Genomic DNA, 19,111 nt, shown 5'->3' with positions numbered 1-19,111 from the left:
CGTGACGGACAAGCCCCGCATCCCCAACGTGCTCGCCGGCCGCTACGCCTCGCCTGAGCTGGTCGAACTCTGGTCCCCGGAACGCAAGGTCGTGCTGGAGCGCGAGCTCTGGCTCGCCGTGCTCCGCGCGCAGGCCGACCTCGGCGTCGAGGTGGGCGAAGGTGTCGTCGCCGACTACGAACGCGTGCTGGAGCAGGTCGACCTCGACTCGATCGCCGCCCGCGAGCGGGTCACCCGGCACGACGTGAAGGCCCGTATCGAGGAGTTCAACGCGCTCGCCGGCCACGAGCACGTCCACAAGGGCATGACGTCGCGGGACCTCACCGAGAACGTCGAGCAGCTGCAGATTCTCCGCTCCCTGGAGCTGATGCGGAGCCGCGTCGGCGCGGTGCTCGCCCGGCTGGCCGCGATCGCGGTCGAGCACTCCGACACGGTGATGGCGGGCCGTTCGCACAACGTCGCAGCGCAGGCCACGACGCTGGGCAAGCGCTTCGCCACCGCCGCGGACGAACTGCTGGTCGCCTTCGACCGGCTCGAAAACCTCATCGGCCGCTACCCGCTGCGCGGGATCAAGGGCCCGGTCGGCACCGCGCAGGACATGCTCGACCTGCTCGGCGACGAGTCCACTTTGGACGAACTGGAGTCGCGGGTCGCCGCCCACCTCGGCTTCGAGAACGTGTTCACCAGCGTCGGCCAGGTGTACCCGCGTTCGCTCGACTTCGACGTGCTGTCCACCGTCGTCCAGCTCGCGGCCGCCCCGTCGAGCCTCGCGAAGACGATCCGCCTGATGGCGGGACACGAGCTGGTCACCGAAGGCTTCAAGCCGGGACAGGTCGGCTCGTCGGCCATGCCGCACAAGATGAACACCCGTTCGTGCGAGCGCGTCAACGGGCTCGCCGTCGTGTTGCGCGGCTACCTGTCGATGATCGGCGAGCTCGCCGGCGACCAGTGGAACGAAGGCGACGTGTCCGACTCCGTCGTCCGCCGGGTCGCGCTGCCCGACGCGTTCTTCGCGCTCGACGGCCTGCTGGAGACGTTCCTCACGGTGCTGGCTGAGTTCGGCGCCTTCCCGGCGGTCATCGGACGTGAGCTCGATCGCTATCTGCCGTTCCTCGCGACCACCAAGGTGCTCATGGCCTCGGTCCGCGCGGGCGTCGGGCGTGAAACCGCTCACGAGGCGATCAAGGAGAACGCCGTCGGCGTCGCGCTCGCGATGCGGGAGCAGGGGCTCGCGGAGAACGACCTCCTCGACCGGCTCGCCGCCGACGAGCGCATCCCGCTCGACCGCGGTGAGCTGGACAAACTCCTCGCCGACCGGATCTCGTTCACCGGTGTCGCGCCGCGTCAGGTGGCCGCGATCGCGTCCCGCGTCGAGGGCATCCTGGAGCGTTTCCCGGAAGCGGCGAACTACTCGCCGGCACCGATCCTCTGACCGCGCGTGAAGGCCCCCTTCCCTCGGCTCAGCCGAGGGAAGGGGGCCTTCACGCGCGTTGTGAGCAGCCCCACCACGGGGTGTTCACAGAGTGAGACGAAGTTACTCGATCGGGCGAAATGCCTAATCTCGATCGCTGAACCCGGAGCGCCAGGCCGCCCATGAGGCGGCCTGGCGTGTTTGTATCGCGCCTTGCGCGCCGAACCCACGGAAGAAGCGATGAGATCCACGCTGTCGAAAATCGTCGCCGTCGTCACGGCCGGAGCGGCCACCTTCGCCCTCGCCGCCTGCGGCTCCGGTGACGCGGGCGCGAGCGGCCAGAAGCTGCGGGTCGGCACCCTGACCGACGCGCCGCCGTCCATCTACCTGGAGAACGGCACCTTCACCGGCTACGACAACGAACTGCTGCGCGACATCGCGAAGCGCGAGGGCTTCGAGGTCGAGTTCGTCGGCACCGAATTCGCCGGCCTGCTCGCCGCCGTCGCCACCAACAAGTTCGACATCGGCAGCTCCACGATCTCCACCACCGAGGCCCGCAAGAAGACCGTCGCGTTCAGCAACGGCTACAGCACCGGGTTCACCTCGATCATCACCAAGAAGGGCGCGGGTCTCAAGGACGTCGCCGCCTTCACCGGCAAGCGGCTCGGCGTCGTGCAGGCGTCGGTGCAGGACGACTTCGCGACCGGCAAGGTGCCCGGCGCCAACGTCGTCCGGTTCCCCGACTACAACGCCGGTTTCGCGCAGCTGAAGGGCGGCAGCCTCGACGGCTGGGTCGTGCCGAAGGACATCGGGCAGAAGTACATCGACCAGAACCCGGATCTGCAGCTGGAGTTCGGCTACACCGTCGAGACGAAGGACACGCCGTCCGCGTTCGCCGTCCGCAAGGACAACAAGGAACTGCTGAAGAAGCTCAACGACGGCCTCGCGAAGGCCGTGGCGGACGGCACCGTCGCCCGCCTGCACGCTCAGTTCTTCAAGACCGAGCCGCTGCCCAAGGAACTCGAACAGGGCGGCCCCGGCCTGCCCGTCCAGAACGCGGGGGTCTGAAAACCATGAAGAAAACCTTGCTCGCCACGCTGGCCGCCGGGCTCGTCGCCGTGCTCGCCGCCTGCGGTGGTGGCGAATCCGCCACCGAGAAGACCCTGCGCGTCGGGACGCTGAGTGACGCGCCGCCGAACATCTATGTCGAGAACGGCAACTACACCGGCTTCGACAACGAGCTGCTGAAGGCCATCGCCGCCAAGCAGAACCTGAAGCTCGAATTCGCTTCGACCGACTTCTCCTCGCTGCTCGGCCAGGTCGCGAACAACCAGTTCGACATCGGCAGCTCGGCCATCGCCCAGACCGACGAGCGCAAGAAGAACGTCGACTTCTCCAGCCCGTACAACTTCGAGGTCATGAGCATCCAGACCAAGGACGGCTCGCCGATCACCGAGGAGAAGGGCCTGTCCGGCAAGCGGGTCGCGGTCATCCAGGCGACCGTCGGCGACAAGTGGCTCACCTCGACGGTGCCCGACGCGCAGGCCGTGCGCTTCCCGGGATACGCGCCGGCGCTGGCCGCGCTGAAGAGCGGCGCCGTCGACGCGTACATCCTCGACCAGGCGATCGCCGAGACGAACGTCAAGGAGAGCACCGACGCGAAGCTCAAGGTCGTCAAGTCCTTCACGACCGACGTGCCCCACGGCTTCGCGGTGAAGAAGGGCAACACCGAGCTGCTCACCAAGATCAACGAGGGCCTGAAGCAGGTCATCGCCGACGGCACCTGGGTCAAGCTGCACGAGAAGTTCCTGCCGACGGCCCCGGTCCCGGACCAGTTCAAGGCGTGAGGATCACGATGAAGAAGTCACTCGCCGCCGTCGTCGGTGCAGCCCTCGTGGCGGTGCTGGCGGCGTGCGGCGGCGGCGATGGCGCGAGCGGCGACACGCTGCGCGTCGGTACGCTCAGCGACTCGAAACCCAACGCCTATCAGGAAAACGGCGTGTTCACCGGGTTCGACAACGAGCTGCTGAAGGCCATCGCCGCGCACCAGAACCTGAAACTCGAGTTCGTCTCCACGGAGTTCTCGACCCTGCTGAGCCAGGTCGCGAACGGCAAGTTCGACATCGGCAGTTCGGGGATCTCGCAGACCGACGAACGCCGCAAGACCGTCGACTTCTCGGCGCCGTACAACTACCAGTCGCTCGGTATCGAGGCCCGCGAGGGCACCGGTATCACCGACGAGAACTCCTTGGCCGGTAAGCGGATCGGGGTCGTGCAGGGCACGGTGTCGGACAGCTGGCTGGCGGCCAACGCGCCCGCCGCGCAGGCCGTGAAGTTCCCGCAGGACGCCGCGACGCTGGCCGCGCTCAAATCGGGCGCGATCGACGGCGCGATCTTCGACCAGGCGACCGCCGAGGACTACGCGGCGAAGAACCCGGACGCGAAGCTCAAGGTGGTCAAGGCGATCACCACGACCATCCCGCACGGCTTCGCGGTCAAGAAGGGCAACACCGAGCTGGCTGGCAAGATCAACGCCGGGCTCAAGGCGGTCATCGCCGACGGCACATGGGAAAGGGTGCACCAGCGGTTCGAGCCGAACGCGCCGGTGCCCGCGGAGTTCAAGGCCGGGCAGAAGTAAGTGGACGATTTCCTCAACACCTTCCTGAACTGGGAGTACATCTGGGAGGTCTTCCCGGACCTCCTCGGGACCGGCCTGCTGAACACGCTGATCCTGTCGGTGTTCTCGGCGCTGATCGGCACCGTGCTCGGCATGCTGCTGGCCACCATGGGCCTGTCCAGCAAGGCGTGGCTGCGCTGGCCCGCCCGGGTGTACACCGACATCTTCCGCGGCCTGCCCGCGATCCTGACCATCCTGGTGATCGGGCAGGGCGGCGGGATCCTCATCCCGTCGCTGTCGCGGAATCCGTACCCGCTGGGCATTCTCGCGCTGAGCCTGATCGCCGCCGCCTACATCGGCGAGATCTTCCGCGCCGGTATCCAGAGTGTCGAAAAAGGACAGATGGAGGCCAGCCGCGCGCTGGGCATGAGCTACACCAAGGCGATGACGCTCGTCGTCATCCCGCAGGGTGTGCGGCGTGTGCTGCCCGCGCTGGTTAACCAGTTCATCGCGCTGGTCAAGGACTCCAGCCTGGTGTACTTCCTCGGCTTCCTCGCCGAGCAGCGCGACCTGTTCCGCATCGGGCAGGACCTCGCGGCGAACACCGGGAACCTGTCGCCGCTGGTCGCGGCGGGCGCGGTGTACCTGGTGATCACCGTGCCGCTGACGCATCTGGTCAACTACATCGACAAGAAGCTGCGCACCGGCAAGAAGATCCGGGTCGACGACGAGGGCGGCGAGCCGGAACTCCTGAACACCGGAAAGGTGCCGATGCCATGACCGCCGCCGTACGTTCATCGAGCGTCGAACTCCGCGACATCCACGTCTCCTTCGGCACCCTCGAAGTGCTGAAGGGCGTGAACCTCAAGGTCGAGAAGGGCCGTACGACCTGCATCATCGGCCCGTCCGGCTCCGGCAAGTCGACGCTGCTGCGCTGTGTGAACCGGTTGCAGGAGCCGGACTCGGGCGACCTGCTGCTGGGCGGCGAGAGCGTCATCTCGTCCGACCCGGACGCGCTGCGCCAGCGGGTCGGGATGGTGTTCCAGCACTTCAACCTGTTCGGGCACCGCAGTGTGCTGGACAACATCACGCTGCCGCTGCGCAGCGTCCGCAAGCTCGGCAAGGAGGAGGCGGCGGAGATCGCGCACGCCCGCCTCGCCGAGGTCGGCCTCGCCGACAAGGCGCCGTACCGGCCGAGCGCGCTCTCGGGCGGGCAGCAGCAGCGGGTCGCGATCGCGCGGGCGCTCGCCATGGAGCCCGAGGTCATGCTGTTCGACGAGGCGACCAGCGCGCTGGACCCGGAGCTGGTCAAAGGCGTCCTCACCCTGATGGCGGGGCTGGCCGAACGCGGGCTGACGCTGCTCGTGGTCACCCACGAGATGGGTTTCGCGCGCGGCGTCGCCGACGAGGTCGCGTTCATGGACGACGGGAAGATCGTCGAACAGGGCGCTCCGGAGGCGATCTTCGACGCTCCGCGGAGCGAGCGTTTGCAGCGATTCCTATCTCAGGTGTTGTAGGGCGCCGCCGTTGCCCCGGGCCCGATCTGTGGGGTCTGTGGGGCCTGGAGCCGGTGTCGCGAAAGCCACTTTCGGGACATCAGAGGTCTCGAAAGTGGCTTTCGCGACATGATCACCAGGCCTGGCCGCGGCCAATGTTGCGAAAGCCACTTTCGCAACGTTGAAGGTTGCGAAAGTGGCTTTCGCAACCCCCGGCCAAGCCTGAGCACCCGGCGGTACCGAGCGCCTCGGGTTCTCGTGAGTGGCGATTCGGGTTCTAACCCGAATCGCCACTCACGACCACCTGTACCGACCGACTCCCGGCCGGACTCGTTAACCTGCGGTCATGGCGAGAGTGGCGAAACTGGTCTATTACCCGGTCAAAGGCTGCGCCGGGACGGCGGTCGAAACGGCCGACGTCACCCCGGCGGGGCTGAGGTTCGACCGTGCCTGGATGGTCGTCTCCCCGGAGGGCGAGTTCCGCAGCCAGCGCAAGCATCCGGTGATGGCCGCCATCCGGGCCGAGGTGGCCGACGACGGCGCCCGCCTGCGGCTCGCCGCTCCCGGCGTCGAAGATCTCCTGGTCGAGACGGTCACGGACGGGCCGCGGCACCCCGCCGCGACGTTCACCTGGCAGGGCAAGGGCGTCCATCAGGGTGTCGAGGCCGCCGAGTGGTTCTCCACCGTGCTGGGCCTCCCGTCGGTCTTCGTCGGGCTCGCGCCGGAGCACGAGCGCGTCACCAACGGCGAGATCCCCGGCACCGCGGCCTTCGCCGACGCGCACGCGATCCTGCTGACCTCGGAGTCCTCTTTGGACGGTCTGAACGAGCGGATCGCGTCGCGTGGCGCGGAGGCCGTGCCGATGGATCGCTTCCGGCCCAACATCGTCGTCTCGGGCTGGCCGGAGCCCCACCGCGAGGACGACGTCCGCTCGCTCACCGCCGGCGGTCTCGAACTCGGGTACGCCAAGGTCTGCATCCGCTGCACGGTGCCGATGGTCGACCAGGAGACCGGTGAGAAGGCCGGTCCCGAGCCGATCCGCTCGCTCGCCGACTACCGCCGCGAGCCCGAGGGCGGCGTCTCGTTCGGGATCAAGATGGCGGTGACCGGCCCGGGTCAGGTGTCCGTCGGCGACGAGGTGATCGTGCACTCCTGGGCGGGCCCCAGCCGGAGCACCTCCGACGCCGAACCGCCGTTCACGGCGACCGCGAGCCGTCCCGCGGAATCGGTGTAGAGCACGTTCCGGCCCGGCGGCACCGTGCCGAAGGTGTCGCCGACCAGCGCTTTCACCAGGACGTGTTCGCTGCTGACGGAGACCGTGCCCGCCAGCCCGGCCAGTTCGAGGTCGGCGGGGCTCGCGGCCAGCTGGACGTTGCCGAAGTGGTCGACCGTGAGCACTTCGGCCACCAGCTTGCCGGGGAACACCGCCACGAACGGATCCGGCAGGCGCACGAGGTCGTCGACGGGCGGCCCGAACTCCTCGGGGGCGACGCCGAGCGCGAGATGCGCCGCCGCGGGGGCGAAGACGTCGCGTCCGTGGAAGGTCGACGACGTCACCGGAAGGCGGTACTCCGGGGCCGCGAGTTCGTACGCCGCTATCACCCCGGTGAGTGTTTCGGCGGCGGGAATGAGAAGTCCGTTGTCCGGGCCGACGAGCATTCCGCGGTCGGTGACCACCACGACACCGCGCCGAGCGGTGCCGACGCCGGGGTCCACGACGGCGAGATGGACCGACTCCGGCAGATACGGCACGGTCTGGGCGAGTACCTCGGCGCCGGTCCTGACCTGCTGCGGAGGGATCTCGTGGCTCACGTCGATCACCCGTACGGACGGCGCGATCCGCGCGATCACACCGTGGCACGCGGCCACGAAACCGTCTCTCAGCCCGTAGTCGGTCGTGAACGAAACGCAGTGGATCGGCATGATCAGCCATCATCCTTGATCGCTAGGGTGCAGCCGTGACGACGCTCGAATACCCGAAGATCGCCGCCGGCAAGGTCCGTGAGCTCTACGCCGTCGATGACGAGCATCTGCTGCTCGTCACTTCGGATCGGATCTCCGCCTACGACGTCGTCTTCGACACGCCCATCCCGGACAAGGGTCGGGTACTCACCGCGATGAGCGTGTTCTGGTTCTCCCTGCTCTCCGATGTCCTCCCCAACCACCTGGTCTCCTACGAAGACGAACGCATCCCCGCCGAGGTCCGCGGCCGCGCGCTGCTGGTGCGGCGGCTGGCGATGCTGCCGCTCGAAGCCGTCGCCCGCGGGTACCTCACCGGTACCGGTCTCGCCGATTATCGCGCGTGCGGCAGGGTTTGCGGGGTCGAACTCCCCCCTGGCCTGTCCGAGTCGTCCCGGCTCCCCGAACCGATCTTCACCCCCGCGACCAAGGCCGACCGCGGCTCGCACGACCAGAACATCGCCTTCGACGACGTCGTCGGGCAACTCGGCCGCGAACGGGCCGAGGAGGTCCGCGAGGCGACGCTGGCGGTGTACCGCCGCGGCGCGGAGTTCGCCGCCGAACGCGGCATCCTGCTCGCTGACACGAAGCTCGAATTCGGCATCGACCGTCAGGGGAACCTCGTGCTGGCCGACGAAGTCCTGACCCCGGATTCCTCGCGCTACTGGCCCGCCGGCGGTTACGCGCCGGACAGCCCGCAGCCGTCGTACGACAAGCAGCCGCTGCGGGACTGGCTCACCAGCCCCGCGTCCGGCTGGCACCGCCGGGACAGACCGGAGTCGCCACCCCTGCCCGAGGACATCGTCGCCGCCACACGGGCGAGGTACATCGAGTCCTACGAACGCATCACCGGCCGGTCGTTGCAGGATTGGCCCGCCTGACCTGCGGAGTTCACTCCGACGTCAGGCGAGCGCAAGCCCAGGCTGGCTCACTGGTGGGGTGGATGCACGTTTGCTGGTTTCCCTGTCCGGCGTGACCACCCGGACGTTGCACCGCTGTGCCGATCTCGCGGCCGAACTCGACCGGCGCAGGGTCCCGCTGTCGGTGCTCTACGCCGCTCGCACCGGCGAGGGCCCCGTGACCGAGTGGGTCCGGACGCGCCGCACCCATGGCGACTCCGTCCTCCTGCACGGCTACGACCACCAGGTCCCGCCCACCCATCGCGCCGTCTACCTGGGAAAACGTGCCGAGTTCGCGGCGCTTCCCGCGCACGAGGCGCGGCTGCGGCTGATCGCGGCGAAGGCCGCGCTCGACGCCAACGGCATGGCCGTCGACGGCTTCGCGCCGCCGCGCTGGATCGCCTCGGAGGGCACCGTGCAGGCCTTGCGCGAGCACGGTTTCACCCTGTGCGCGGACCTGGTCTCGGTGCGGGATCTGGTGTCCGGAGAGGTCCAGCGCGCCAGGGTCCAGGAATTCGGCGGGCCGTCGCACCGCACGGAGACCGTCCGGTGTTTCGCGCTGGTGCTGGCCGCCGCCAGGGCCGCGCGCCGAGGCGGGCTCGTCCGGCTCGGCATCGACGCCGCGGATCTCGCCCGGCCGGGGCTGCGGCAGGCGTTCCTCGACGCCGTCGACGTCTCGCTGGAGAACCGCGCTTTCGGAACCACGTACGGCTCGCTCTCGCGAACGCGGGTTAAATTGTCGGGATGACCGACGAGGGTGGCGCACCGGCGACGCTGATGCGGCTCTGGCGGCAAGCGGAGCGCCCGACGCGCGGCAGGCCGTCCGTGCTCGACATCGACAGGGTCGTGGCGGCCGCGGTAGAGCTCGCCGATCGCGAAGGCGTCGCGAACGTGACGCTGGCGAGCGTGGCGAAGGATCTCGGCGTCACGAAGATGTCCCTGTACCGCCACATCGGTTCGAAGGCGGAACTGCTGGAGCTGATGGCCGATTTCGCCATCGGCGATCCGCCGCCGGTGGAGCAGGCCGGTGACTGGCGGGCCGAGCTGACCACGCTGGCCGAGGCCAACCGCGATGTCCTGATGAAGCACCCGTGGCTGGTCGAGCTGCCGCTCACCGGCCCGCCGGCCGGGCCGCACGCGGTCGCGTGGATGGACGCGATCCTGCGGACGCTGCGCGACACCGGCCTCGACTGGGGCACCAAGGGTGGGATCCTGGTGCTGATCGGCGGCTATGTCCGCCTCGCCTGCGCGCAGGCCATCCAGCTCGCCGAGGGCAGGAAAGGCAGTGAGCTGAGCCAGGCTCAGGCCGAACGGGCCTACGGCAAAGGCCTGGCCGAGCTGATCGACCCCGAGCGTTTCCCCGATGCCGCGGGCTTCCTGACCTCGGGGCTCGGCGACTCCGAACAGGACTCCGACTTCGACTTTGGTCTCGGCGTCGTGCTCGACGGCATCGCCGCTCTCGTCGACGCAGGCTGACAAGTACCCCTTCCGTCTTTAGTATCCATCGGATATTAATTAGTGTACGTTGGATACTAAAGGGGGCTTCATGACATCGACACCGACGAGCGAGCGGGTGCTCGCTCCGGATCTGGCCAGGGGTTTCGCGCTCCTGCTCGTCGCGCTGGCGCATACCGCGAGCATCTTCCTCGGGAACGCGCCGGGCGTCGACCAGACGCCGGAAGGCCTGGAACGGCCGTACTTCGTGATCCTGTTCGTGTTCGTCCACGCGTGCGCGCTGCCTCTGTTCGGCATGATGCTCGGCTACGGCATCGTGCAGTTCGCCAACCGCCAGGAGGCGCTGGGGCAGCCGTGGACGCGGACGCGTGGCATCCTGCTCCGCCGTCACGCGTGGCTGCTGGTCTTCGGCGCCGTCGACGGGGTGCTGTTCTTCTCCGGTGACGTGCTCGGCGCGTACGGCGTGATCGGCGTGGTGTTCACCCTGCTGCTTTTGAGGCGCGGCAAGGGTTTCTATCGGATTCCGGTGCTGTACCTCGGGTTCGGCGTCTGCTATTTGGCCGTGCTGATGTACCTGGTGCTCACCGGCGGCTCCGGGAGCGCGCCGGTCCCGTCCGTCGAGGACGTGTCGTCACTGGCGCCGACGTATGGCGACGCCGTGCGCGAGCGGCTCACGGAATGGCCGATGAGCACGGCGATCCTGCTGTCGTCGATCCTCTTCGTCTGGGTGGGTGCCTGGGCCGCGAAGAAGCGCGTCCTGGAGGAGCCGAATCGAAAACTGCTCCTCTTCGGTGTGTTCGGCGGTTTCGGCGTCGCGATCGCGGGTGCGTTGCCGATGGGCCTTTTCGCCGGCGACTACGTCGGCTTCGACGAAGAAACCGCCGCTCTGGCGAAGCTGATGTACGAAGGCGCTGGTCTGTTCGGCGCGATCGGCTACGTCAGTCTGTTCGGCCTCATCGGCATGGCGGTCGGCGAGAAGCGCCGCGGCGTCGTGGTCACCGCGATCTCGGCGCTCGGCCAGCGCACGCTGAGCGCGTACCTGTTCCAGTCGGTGGCGTGGCTGATCCTGGCGCCGCCGTTCATGCTGGGGCTGGCCGGGCAGACGTTCGTGGCCGCGGCGTGCGGGCTCGGCGTGTGGCTGGTGACGGTCGTCGTCGCGTACCTGATGCACCGGCGGTCGTATCGGGGACCGGCGGAGATTTTGGTGCGGAAACTGGCTTACCGGACCCCGGAGACTGTGTCGCGAAAGCCACTTTCGCGACGCTAGATGTCCCGAAAGTGGCTTTCGCGACGCTGGCGGGCTCGCCGTTCCGGTGACCGGACGGCAAGAGGCGTTGCGAAAGCCACTTTCGCAACCTTCAACGTTGCGAAAGTGGCTTTCGCAACGCACTACGCTCGCCGCGCCTACCGCTAGAGCTTCACCGGCTCCCCGACATCGAGCACCTTCACCTCGGTGCCCTCCGGCGCGAGATTCGTGAACAGGCCGTAGTGCATCTGCGGCCGCGCGAGGACGGCTTCGTGGATCGGGACGGCGAGGCGCGGCGACACCGCACGCAGGTAGTCGACGGCTTCGCCGGCCTTCAGCCACGGGGCGCCCGTGGGCAGGCCGAGGATGTCGATCTTCTGTTCCGGCACGAAGAACGAGTCGCCCGGGTGGTAGAAGGCGCCGTGGTCGACGACGTAGCCGACGTTCGGGATCACCGGGATCTCCTCGTGGATCACCGCATGCTCGCCGCCGACGACGTCAACGCTGCTGGAGCCGATTTCGAGGGCGTCGCCGGGGTTCGCGATCTGGAACTCGGCGCCGATCTTCCCCACCGCTTCGGCGGAACCCGGGTCGACGATCAGCCGCACGCCGGGGTTGGCCTCCAGTAGCGAGGGCAGCCTGTCCGCGTCGAGGTGGTCGAAATGCTGGTGCGTGATCAGGATGGCGTCCAGTTCGCGTTCGCCCTCGAAGCCCGCCGAGAAGGTGCCGGGGTCGATCAGGATCCGCGCGCCCTCGGTCTCCAGAAGGGTGCAAGCGTGTCCAAAGTGGACAATACGCATCGGTGTTCTCCTTCGCGGTAGCTCGATTCCAGCCTATGCCCGCAGCAGGGCGTCGCCAAGTTCGGTGCGCCGGTAGCGGACTTCGCGGCCGCGCCGCCGGGTTTCGAGCAGGCCGGCCGCACGCATCGCGGTCAGATGCCGCGAGACCGTCGGCGCCGAGAAGCCCAGCCTGCGGGCCAGTTCGGTGGTGCTCGCGGGTTCGTTGAGCGTCGTGAGCAGCGCGGCCTTCGTCCGGCCGAGTACGCCGGTCAGCGCGCCGGGCGGACGTTCGGGATCCGACCAGAGTTCGGCCACCCCGCGCGCCGGGTACAGCAGCGAAGGCTGCCACGGCTCCATCGTGATCACCCCGACCGAAGGCCAGGCGAAAACGCCGGGGATCAACAAGAGCCCGCGCCGGTCGAGGTGGACGCGGCCGCGTTCCTTCATTTCGATCACCAGGACGTCGTCGACGAGCCGCACGCGCGGGTGGATGTCCTCCAGTACCAGCGCGATACCGCCGGCGGCCAGGCGCCGCGAGCGTTCCTCGATGTCGGCGACCAGGAATCGGCGCATCCGGGGCCAGTGCGGCTCGACCAGCTCGGTCCAGGCGATCTCCATCTGGCTCGCCAGCAGATCCCTTGCCTCGGCGGGATCTTCCGGCAGGCCGCTCAGGTCGGCGTCCACTTTGGACAGCTCGTGCGCGACCTGCTCCGGTGCCGTACGGCGGATCTCGGCGAGCTGGGCGGACGCCGTGGTCTCCGGGCCGCTCGGCGGCGGGCTGAGGAAATCGGTGATGTAGTGCCGCGCGCTCATCACCTTGGCGAAGCCGTCGATGGGCAGGTCCGGCAGTTTCGCGGCGGCCTCGCGCAGCCACGGCAGGTGGCTCGGGTGCCCGCGCCGTCCGAGCAGCGTCTGCATCGCGCCCATGGTCTCGTCGAGCGGGGAGATGCCGAAACGGACGCGGTTCGCGCTTTCGGCGGTCAGGACCAGCTCGATCATCGGATTAGGCTATGTCCTAATCAATAGTCCTGGCCAGCTTGGGTTCGGCAGTGTTCGTGCCATGACGTTGCTGCGTAATTCCGGGTATTGGCGCTGGTCGGCGGGGGTGCAGCTGAACCGGCTGCCCGGCATGATGGCGCCGCTGGCCTTCACCGTGCTGACCACCGCGACCACCGGTTCGTATCGGCTCGGCGGGATCATGATGGCCGTTTTCGTCGCCGCCGAGATGGTCGGCGCCGTGCCGACGGGACGGCTGCTCGACCGCGTCGGCCCCGCGCGGGGGCTCGTCGTGCTGCTTCCGCTGGTCGCCGCGGGACTGTTCCTGCTGGCCGCGGTCGCTTCCGCCGGAGGCCCGGACTGGGTGCTGCTCGCGCTGGCGATCCCGCCGGGGCTGGTCGCGGGCGGGCTGAACGGCGGTTTCCGGACGCTGCTCGCCGCGACGGTGACCGAAGAGGAGCTGCCGAGGGCGGTTTCGGTGGACGCGATGATCCTCGAAGGCGTGATCGTCGGCGGTCCGCTGCTGGTGGCGCTCCTGGCGACGTCCGGCCCGGTCGTCCCGATCCTCGCGATGGCCGTCGTCGCCCTGCTCGCGGCGCTGCTCGTACCGCGGCGGACCGTCCGGCGAGATCCACAAAGGACGGTCGAACGCCGGCCGATCCCGGTCGCCGCCTGTGTGCCCTGGCTGGCGGGGTTGTTCACCGTCGGACTCCTGCTGTCGACCATCGAGGTCGGATTGCTGCCGCTCGTCCTGCGCCTCGGCGCGCCCGAATCGGCGACGGCCATCGTCATCGTGGTGCTGTGCGGGGCCAGTATCGCCGGGAGCGCGCTGTACGCGGCGAGGGGGAAGGAAGGCGATCCGCGGCTGTTCCTCGCCGGTTTCGTGCTCGGCGGGATCGTGGTTTCGGCGGGCTTCGGCTGGGCCGGGCTGCTCGGCGGGGTCGCGCTGATCGGGCTCTGCACCGGCCCGCTGATGGCCGTCTCGTCGGTCAACCTGCAGAAGCTGCTGCCGGAACGCCGCCGGTCGGAGGGCTTCTCGCTGGCCTTCACCGTGCAGGCTTCGGGCTTCGGCCTGGGTTCGCTGGCGATCGGGATCCTGCCGGTCTGGCTGGCCCCGCTGCTCGGTGTCCTTGCGGCCCTCGTCTCCTGTGCGATGCTGGTGGCACGCCCCAGGCGAGCTATTGGCACGCCGTCAGTAACGTCGTAGCCTGGGCTTTGAGCCGAGACACGGGAGAAGTCGATGACCGCAGTCCAGCCGAAGCCGACCGCGCACAGCGTGGGGGAGACCTTCGATTCCCTCAGCCCGGCGACCGACGAGGTCGTCGGTACCTACCCGGTGCACAGCAAGGAGGACGTCCGCGCCGCCATCGCCCGCGCGAAGGACGCCGCCGAATGGTGGGCCGGGCTCGGCTACGACGGTCGCGCCGAACGCCTGCGCCGCTGGAAGGGCGTCATCACCCGCAGGCTGCCGCAGCTGTGCCAGGTCGTGCGCGACGAGACCGGGAAGCCGATCGCCGACGCGCAGCTGGAGAGCGTGCTGGCCATCGAGCACATCGCCTGGGCGGGCAAGCACGCGCGCAAGATCCTCGGCAAGCAGCGCCGCGCGGCCGGGCTGATGATGTCGAACCAGGCGGCGACGGTCGAGTACCAGCCGCTCGGCGTCGTGGGCGTGATCGGCCCGTGGAACTACCCCGTGTTCACGCCGCTCGGCTCCATCGCGTACGCCCTCGCCGCCGGCAACACCGTCGTCTTCAAGCCGAGCGAGTACACGCCCGGCGTCGGGAAATGGCTGGTCGACGCCTTCAACGAGGTCGTCCCGGAGTGGCCGGTGCTGCAGCTGATCACCGGCTTCGGCGAGACCGGCGCATCGCTCGTCACGGGAGGCGTCGACAAGATCGCCTTCACCGGTTCGACCGGCACGGGCAAGAAGATCATGGCCGCGGCCGCCGAGACGCTGACCCCGGTGATCATCGAGGCGGGCGGCAAGGACGCCGTCCTGGTCGACGCGGACGCCGATCTCGAAGCCGCCGCCGACGCGACCGTCTGGGGCGCGTTCTCCAACTCGGGCCAGACCTGTATCGGCGTCGAGCGCGTGTACGTCCACGAGCGCGTGCACGACGAGTTCGTCGCGAAGGTCGTCGAGAAGTCGAAGGACGTGCGAGCCGGCTCGGACGCGGCCGCGCAGTACGGCCCGGTGACGATGCCTTCGCAGCTCTCGGTGATCAAGCGCCACATCGCCGACGCCATCGAGCGCGGCGGTAAGGCGCTGGTCGGCGGCGTCGACGCGGTCGGTGACCGCTACGTGCAGCCGACGGTGCTCGTCGACGTGCCCGAGGACTCCGTGGCGGTCCAGGAGGAGACGTTCGGCCCGACCGTCACCATCGCCAAGGTCCGCGACATGGACGAGGCCGTCGAGAAGGCCAACGACACGAAGTACGGCCTCGGTTCGACCGTGTTCTCGAAGTCGCGCGGCCTCGAACTCGCCGGACGGCTGCGCACCGGCATGACGTCGATCAACGCGCCGCTTTCCTTCGCCGGTATCGCTTCGCTGCCGTTCGGCGGCGTCGGCGACTCGGGCTTCGGCCGGATCCACGGCCCGGAAGGCCTGCGCGAGTTCGCCCGCCCGAAGGCCGTCGCGCGGCAGCGGTTCACCGCGCCGATCGTGCTGACGTCGTTCTCCCGCAAGGAAAAGACGGACGCCCTGGTCGCGAAGCTGATCACGGTGCTGCACGGGAAGCGCTAAGACCCTCGTGAGTGGTAAGGACGGTTAGAACCGTCCTTACCACTCACGAGTGCTACTTGCCCCGGATGAGGTCCGCGGCCTTCTCCGCCACCATGATCGTCGGCGCGTTCGTGTTCCCGCGCGGCACCACCGGCATCACCGACGCGTCGACCACGCGCAGCCCGTCCACCCCGCGCACCTTCAGCGACGGATCGACGACGGCGTTCTCGCCCGTCCCCATCGAGCAGGTCCCGACGGGGTGGTACAGCGTCTGCGTCTTCTCGCGCACGTAGTCGGCCAGTTCATCGTCGGTCAGGTCGTGCCGCTCCGGCAGGAACGGCTTGTCCAGATACCGCGCCAGCGGGCCGGACTTCCCGATCTCCACCAGGGCGCGCATCCCGGCGAGCATCTTCTCCATGTCCACGGACTCCGCGTAGTACGCCGGGTCGATTTCCGGCTTCCACAACGGATTCGACGACTTCAGCCGCAGGCGCCCCCGGCTCGCGACGTCCACCAGGGTCGCCGCCGAAGTGAAGCCCGGCACCGTCGGCTCGCGCATCCCGTTGTCGTAGAACAACGTCGGCGCGACGTGGATTTGCATGTCCGGCGGCGAGACACCGTCCGCGGCCGGGAAGAACGCGCCCGCCTCGCCGATGTTCGAAGCCAGCGGACCGCGCTTGGTGAGCTGGTAACGCACCAGGCCGCCGGGCGTCGCCGCGTCCACGAGGTCGGTGGTGCCCCGCGTCGACCAGATGATCCCGCAGGCGGGGTGGTCGTGCAGGTTGTCGCCGACCCCGGGCAGCGCGGCGACGACGTCGATCCCGTGCTCACGCAGGTGTTCCGCCGGGCCGACCCCGGACAGCATCAGCAGTTGCGGCGAGTTCACCGCGCCGCCGCTCAGCAGGACCTCCGTCGACGCACGCACCGTCGTCTCGGTGCCTTTGTCCAAATAGGACACACCGACGGCGCGGGTGCCTTCGAAGACGACGCGGGTGGCCTGCGCGTTGGTCCGCACGGTGAGGTTCGGGCGCGCCAGCGCGGGCCGCAGGTACGCGTCGGCCGTCGACCAGCGGCGGCCCTTCTTGCACGTCACCTGGTAGACGCCGGCGCCTTCCTGTGACTCGCCGTTGAAGTCGTCGGTGCGTTTGAGGCCCCAGGCGACCGCGGAATCCACCCAGGCGAGGGACAGTTCGTGCGTGAAGCGCCGGTCCTCGACGTTCAACGGGCCGTCGGTACCGTGCAGCGGTCCGCCGAGCCGCTGGTTGCCCTCCGCCCGTTTGAAGTACGGCAGGACGTCGTCGAAACCCCAGCCCTCGGCGCCGTGCCCGTCGCGCCAGCCGTCGTAGTCGGCGCGGTTGCCGCGGATGTAGATCATCGCGTTGATCGACGAACAGCCGCCGAGCGTCTTCCCGCGCGGCCAGTACAGCGTCTTGCCGGTGTGCTTCTGCTCGACCGTCTCGTAGTTCCAGTCCCATTTGGTCTTGAACAGACCGGGGAACGCGGCGGGGATGTGGATCTCGTCGGCGTCGTCCTCACCGCCCGCCTCGAGCAGGAGCACCCGCGCCGACGGATCCTCGCTCAGCCGGTTCGCCAGTACGCATCCCGCGCTGCCCGCGCCGACGATCACGTAGTCGAAGGAGTCCTGATCGGCCACGGTGCCTCCTGCTGCTCGCCCGGTGTTGACGCCCCGCCAATGGCTCATCTTGGCCCAGCGCCGCGCTCCGAGCATCCCCCAGACGAAGGATCGGTGCGAGCTCAGTCGGAGTCGGGTGAAAAAGAGGCCACGCAGGGGCCGCCCTCGGCGTCGTCTTCGGTCTCGATCCGGCCGGGGTTCCGGACGCCGTCGACCTCGCCGGTGAGGTGCAGGATCGTCTGCTTCGCGGTGGTCAGCACGTCGGCGGTGTCGACGGTGTACCTGCCCTCGCCGTGGATGATCTGCTGCACGCCGTCGCGCGTCGTGTCGGGCACCTTCTCGCACAGCACGGACAGCGCCGCCGGGATGTCGCGCGCGTTGATCGCGTCGACGAACTTGTTCCCCGCCTCTTCGCCGGTCTTGACGTCGGGCCGCGGCGACGGCTTCGTCTCGATACCCGGAAGCGGCTCGGGCTCGCCGCCGATCTTGGCGTCGCGCACGCACCAGCCGCCCTCGCCGGGGATCATCGCGATCCCGACGGTCTGCCCGCCTGCGTTGAGCGTGGCCGAATACTCCTGCGGCGCACGCTGGCGCGCGGGCGTGCTCAGCTGTGCGCCGTCGGTGGCGGCCATGACCTGTTCGAAGCTGTAGGACCGCTTCGAGCGGATCGGGCACCAGAGCTGGCTGAGCCGATCTTCGGCGACGCCGTTCACGAACGACTGGCTCAGCTGCTCCGGCGTCGCGCGCGAGGTGGTGTCGGCCTTGGCCTTGAAGAAGCCCGGCGTCACGAACCCGGTGAACGCGACACCGCCCGCGATCAGGACGAAGACCAGCACCAGCGTGATCCAGAGCCCGGTCTTCGGCTTCTTCGGCGGCGCGTACTGCCCGTAGGTCATGCGGCAACCGTAGTGAAGTAGGCTCGGGCGGTACCCACGACCTGCGTGAATAAGGAGCAGCCTGCCGTGGCCCGAGTCGTCGTCGACGTCATGCCCAAGCCCGAAATCCTCGACCCGCAGGGCCAAGCCGCGCTCGGCGCGGCCGGTCGTCTCGGCTTCACCGGGATCACCGAGATCCGTCAGGGCAAGCACTTCGAGATCGAGGTCGACGACGCCGTCGACGACGCGACGCTCGAAAAGATCGCCGAGGGTTTCCTCGCGAACCCCGTCATCGAGCAGTGGACCATCAAGCGGGTGGACGCGTGAGCGCCCGCATCGGGGTCATCACCTTCCCCGGCACGCTCGACGACGGTGACGCGGCCCGCGCGGTCCGCTACGCCGACGCCGAAGCCGTGCCGCTGTGGCACGCGGACGAGGACCTGAAGGGCGTCGACGCGGTAGTCGTCCCCGGTGGTTTCTCGTACGGCGACTACCTGCGCGCCGGCGTCATCGCCCGGTTCGCGCCGGTGATGTCGTCGGTGATCGAGGCCGCCCACAAGGGCATGCCGGTGCTCGGCATCTGCAACGGCTTCCAGATCCTGTGCGAGGCCGGGCTGCTGCCGGGCGCGATGATCCGCAACGCGGGCCTGCACTTCATCTGCCGTGACCAGTGGCTGCGCGTCGAGAACAACGACACGGCGTGGACCACCCGGTACGACAAGGACGCCGAGATCCTCATCCCGATGAAGAACATCGACGGCTGCTTCGTCGCCGACCAGGCCACGCTCGACGAGCTGGAGGGCGAGGGCCGCGTGGTGTTCCGCTACGTCGGCGGCAACCCGAACGGCTCGCGCAACGACATCGCCGGGATCCGCAGCGAGAACGGCCGCGTCGTCGGGCTCATGCCGCACCCGGAGCACGCCATCGACGCTCTCACCGGGCCGTCCGACGACGGCCTCGGCATGTTCTACAGCGCCGTGGACGCCCTCGTCTCCGCCTGACCCAAGTGTCATGAAAGGGTCG

20 protein-coding genes are annotated in these 19,111 nt (G+C 68.8%); 15 read left to right on the top strand and 5 right to left on the bottom strand.

What is annotated here, in order from left to right; translation table 11 throughout:
- Nucleotide 1 precedes the first annotated feature (1 nt).
- From purB to NQK81_RS24050, 7 genes are all read left to right on the top strand, one after another.
- Nucleotides 2–1,432 carry an adenylosuccinate lyase gene (gene purB / locus NQK81_RS24080; RefSeq protein ID WP_257483357.1) on the top strand — a complete coding sequence of 477 codons (1,431 nt, stop codon included), beginning with the start codon at nt 2–4 and terminating at the stop codon, nt 1,430–1,432.
- A gap of 219 nt (nt 1,433–1,651) precedes the next feature.
- Complete coding sequence (locus NQK81_RS24075) at nt 1,652–2,479, top strand: substrate-binding periplasmic protein (protein WP_257483356.1); 828 nt, start codon at nt 1,652–1,654, stop codon at nt 2,477–2,479.
- A 5-nt stretch (nt 2,480–2,484) separates the two neighbouring features.
- The gene (locus NQK81_RS24070; protein ID WP_257483355.1) at nt 2,485–3,258 is read left to right on the top strand and encodes an ABC transporter substrate-binding protein; all 774 of its coding nucleotides are present in this window, start codon (nt 2,485–2,487) and stop codon (nt 3,256–3,258) included.
- 8 nt (nt 3,259–3,266) lie between these two features.
- Nucleotides 3,267–4,049, top strand: coding sequence for an ABC transporter substrate-binding protein (locus tag NQK81_RS24065; RefSeq protein ID WP_257483354.1), 783 nt, complete (start codon nt 3,267–3,269; stop codon nt 4,047–4,049).
- Nucleotides 4,050–4,808: an amino acid ABC transporter permease gene (locus tag NQK81_RS24060; protein WP_016338057.1), complete on the top strand. Its 759-nt coding sequence runs from the start codon at nt 4,050–4,052 to the stop codon at nt 4,806–4,808.
- On the top strand, nt 4,805–5,545 hold the full coding sequence (locus NQK81_RS24055) for an amino acid ABC transporter ATP-binding protein (protein WP_037334665.1): 741 nt from the start codon (nt 4,805–4,807) through the stop codon (nt 5,543–5,545). The genes NQK81_RS24060 and NQK81_RS24055 overlap by 4 nt, the downstream gene beginning before the upstream one ends.
- A gap of 325 nt (nt 5,546–5,870) precedes the next feature.
- Entirely contained in the window at nt 5,871–6,758 is an 888-nt protein-coding gene (locus NQK81_RS24050; RefSeq protein ID WP_257483353.1) for an MOSC domain-containing protein, read from the top strand.
- On the opposite strand, the gene NQK81_RS24045 is transcribed toward NQK81_RS24050, so the two are convergent.
- Complete coding sequence (locus tag NQK81_RS24045; RefSeq protein ID WP_257483352.1) at nt 6,641–7,447, bottom strand: SAM hydrolase/SAM-dependent halogenase family protein; 807 nt, start codon at nt 7,445–7,447, stop codon at nt 6,641–6,643. The genes NQK81_RS24050 and NQK81_RS24045 overlap by 118 nt on opposite strands.
- A 35-nt stretch (nt 7,448–7,482) precedes the next feature.
- Here NQK81_RS24045 and NQK81_RS24040 point away from each other — a divergent pair, with 35 nt between their 5' ends.
- The 4 genes from NQK81_RS24040 (at nt 7,483) to NQK81_RS24025 (ending at nt 11,104) form a co-directional block, all read left to right on the top strand.
- On the top strand, nt 7,483–8,364 hold the full coding sequence (locus NQK81_RS24040) for a phosphoribosylaminoimidazolesuccinocarboxamide synthase (protein WP_257483351.1): 882 nt from the start codon (nt 7,483–7,485) through the stop codon (nt 8,362–8,364).
- 58 nt (nt 8,365–8,422) lie between these two features.
- Nucleotides 8,423–9,130 carry a DUF2334 domain-containing protein gene (locus NQK81_RS24035; protein WP_257483350.1) on the top strand — a complete coding sequence of 236 codons (708 nt, stop codon included), beginning with the start codon at nt 8,423–8,425 and terminating at the stop codon, nt 9,128–9,130.
- Nucleotides 9,127–9,858, top strand: coding sequence for a TetR/AcrR family transcriptional regulator (locus tag NQK81_RS24030; RefSeq protein ID WP_257483349.1), 732 nt, complete (start codon nt 9,127–9,129; stop codon nt 9,856–9,858). The genes NQK81_RS24035 and NQK81_RS24030 overlap by 4 nt, the downstream gene beginning before the upstream one ends.
- Before the next feature lie 70 nt (nt 9,859–9,928).
- Nucleotides 9,929–11,104: a DUF418 domain-containing protein gene (locus NQK81_RS24025; protein ID WP_257483348.1), complete on the top strand. Its 1,176-nt coding sequence runs from the start codon at nt 9,929–9,931 to the stop codon at nt 11,102–11,104.
- Nucleotides 11,105–11,247: 143 nt separating this feature from the next.
- On the opposite strand, the gene NQK81_RS24020 is transcribed toward NQK81_RS24025, so the two are convergent.
- Nucleotides 11,248–11,883 (bottom strand): MBL fold metallo-hydrolase, encoded by a 636-nt coding sequence (locus NQK81_RS24020; protein ID WP_257483347.1) that lies wholly within the window; start codon nt 11,881–11,883, stop codon nt 11,248–11,250.
- 33 nt (nt 11,884–11,916) lie between these two features.
- A complete protein-coding gene (locus NQK81_RS24015; RefSeq protein ID WP_257483346.1) occupies nt 11,917–12,861 on the bottom strand; it encodes a DUF5937 family protein in 945 nt (314 codons plus the stop codon).
- A 61-nt stretch (nt 12,862–12,922) separates the two neighbouring features.
- Here NQK81_RS24015 and NQK81_RS24010 point away from each other — a divergent pair, with 61 nt between their 5' ends.
- Nucleotides 12,923–14,065, top strand: a complete 1,143-nt coding sequence (locus NQK81_RS24010; RefSeq protein ID WP_257483345.1) for an MFS transporter — start codon at nt 12,923–12,925, stop codon at nt 14,063–14,065.
- Between the two features lie 33 nt (nt 14,066–14,098).
- The gene (locus NQK81_RS24005; RefSeq protein ID WP_257483344.1) at nt 14,099–15,601 is read left to right on the top strand and encodes an aldehyde dehydrogenase family protein; all 1,503 of its coding nucleotides are present in this window, start codon (nt 14,099–14,101) and stop codon (nt 15,599–15,601) included.
- Between the two features lie 52 nt (nt 15,602–15,653).
- On the opposite strand, the gene NQK81_RS24000 is transcribed toward NQK81_RS24005, so the two are convergent.
- Both NQK81_RS24000 and NQK81_RS23995 read right to left on the bottom strand, forming a co-directional pair.
- A complete protein-coding gene (locus tag NQK81_RS24000; RefSeq protein ID WP_126736239.1) occupies nt 15,654–17,234 on the bottom strand; it encodes a GMC family oxidoreductase in 1,581 nt (526 codons plus the stop codon).
- Nucleotides 17,235–17,335: 101 nt separating this feature from the next.
- A complete protein-coding gene (locus NQK81_RS23995) occupies nt 17,336–18,109 on the bottom strand; it encodes a hypothetical protein (RefSeq protein WP_257483343.1) in 774 nt (257 codons plus the stop codon).
- A 66-nt stretch (nt 18,110–18,175) separates the two neighbouring features.
- On the opposite strand from NQK81_RS23995, the gene purS reads away from it, so the two are divergent.
- Together purS and purQ are read left to right on the top strand one after the other, a co-directional pair.
- Nucleotides 18,176–18,415 carry a phosphoribosylformylglycinamidine synthase subunit PurS gene (gene purS, locus NQK81_RS23990; protein WP_257483342.1) on the top strand — a complete coding sequence of 80 codons (240 nt, stop codon included), beginning with the start codon at nt 18,176–18,178 and terminating at the stop codon, nt 18,413–18,415.
- A complete protein-coding gene (purQ, locus tag NQK81_RS23985; RefSeq protein ID WP_257483341.1) occupies nt 18,412–19,089 on the top strand; it encodes a phosphoribosylformylglycinamidine synthase subunit PurQ in 678 nt (225 codons plus the stop codon). Before purS ends, purQ begins: the two co-directional genes overlap by 4 nt.
- The last annotated feature ends 22 nt before the right edge of the window (nt 19,090–19,111 follow it).

The sequence above is a fragment of the Amycolatopsis roodepoortensis genome, assembly GCF_024628825.1.
Lineage (GTDB): Bacteria > Actinomycetota > Actinomycetes > Mycobacteriales > Pseudonocardiaceae > Amycolatopsis > Amycolatopsis roodepoortensis.
The sequence above is the reverse complement of the archived record's forward strand: the minus strand, read 5'-3'. Positions and strand labels throughout refer to the sequence as shown.

What these genes read in the sequence shown, in the direction of transcription:
- NQK81_RS24075 (WP_257483356.1), top strand. Translation starts at nt 1,652, where the DNA reads ATGAGATCCACGCTGTCGAAAATCGTCGCCGTCGTCACGGCCGGAGCG.
- NQK81_RS24070 (WP_257483355.1), top strand. Translation starts at nt 2,485, where the DNA reads ATGAAGAAAACCTTGCTCGCCACGCTGGCCGCCGGGCTCGTCGCCGTG.
- NQK81_RS24065 (WP_257483354.1), top strand. Translation starts at nt 3,267, where the DNA reads ATGAAGAAGTCACTCGCCGCCGTCGTCGGTGCAGCCCTCGTGGCGGTG.
- NQK81_RS24055 (WP_037334665.1), top strand. Translation starts at nt 4,805, where the DNA reads ATGACCGCCGCCGTACGTTCATCGAGCGTCGAACTCCGCGACATCCAC.
- NQK81_RS24050 (WP_257483353.1), top strand. Translation starts at nt 5,871, where the DNA reads ATGGCGAGAGTGGCGAAACTGGTCTATTACCCGGTCAAAGGCTGCGCC.
- NQK81_RS24045 (WP_257483352.1), bottom strand. Translation starts at nt 7,447, where the DNA reads ATGCCGATCCACTGCGTTTCGTTCACGACCGACTACGGGCTGAGAGAC.
- NQK81_RS24030 (WP_257483349.1), top strand. Translation starts at nt 9,127, where the DNA reads ATGACCGACGAGGGTGGCGCACCGGCGACGCTGATGCGGCTCTGGCGG.
- NQK81_RS24025 (WP_257483348.1), top strand. Translation starts at nt 9,929, where the DNA reads ATGACATCGACACCGACGAGCGAGCGGGTGCTCGCTCCGGATCTGGCC.
- NQK81_RS24020 (WP_257483347.1), bottom strand. Translation starts at nt 11,883, where the DNA reads ATGCGTATTGTCCACTTTGGACACGCTTGCACCCTTCTGGAGACCGAG.
- NQK81_RS24015 (WP_257483346.1), bottom strand. Translation starts at nt 12,861, where the DNA reads ATGATCGAGCTGGTCCTGACCGCCGAAAGCGCGAACCGCGTCCGTTTC.
- NQK81_RS24010 (WP_257483345.1), top strand. Translation starts at nt 12,923, where the DNA reads ATGACGTTGCTGCGTAATTCCGGGTATTGGCGCTGGTCGGCGGGGGTG.
- NQK81_RS24005 (WP_257483344.1), top strand. Translation starts at nt 14,099, where the DNA reads ATGACCGCAGTCCAGCCGAAGCCGACCGCGCACAGCGTGGGGGAGACC.
- NQK81_RS23995 (WP_257483343.1), bottom strand. Translation starts at nt 18,109, where the DNA reads ATGACCTACGGGCAGTACGCGCCGCCGAAGAAGCCGAAGACCGGGCTC.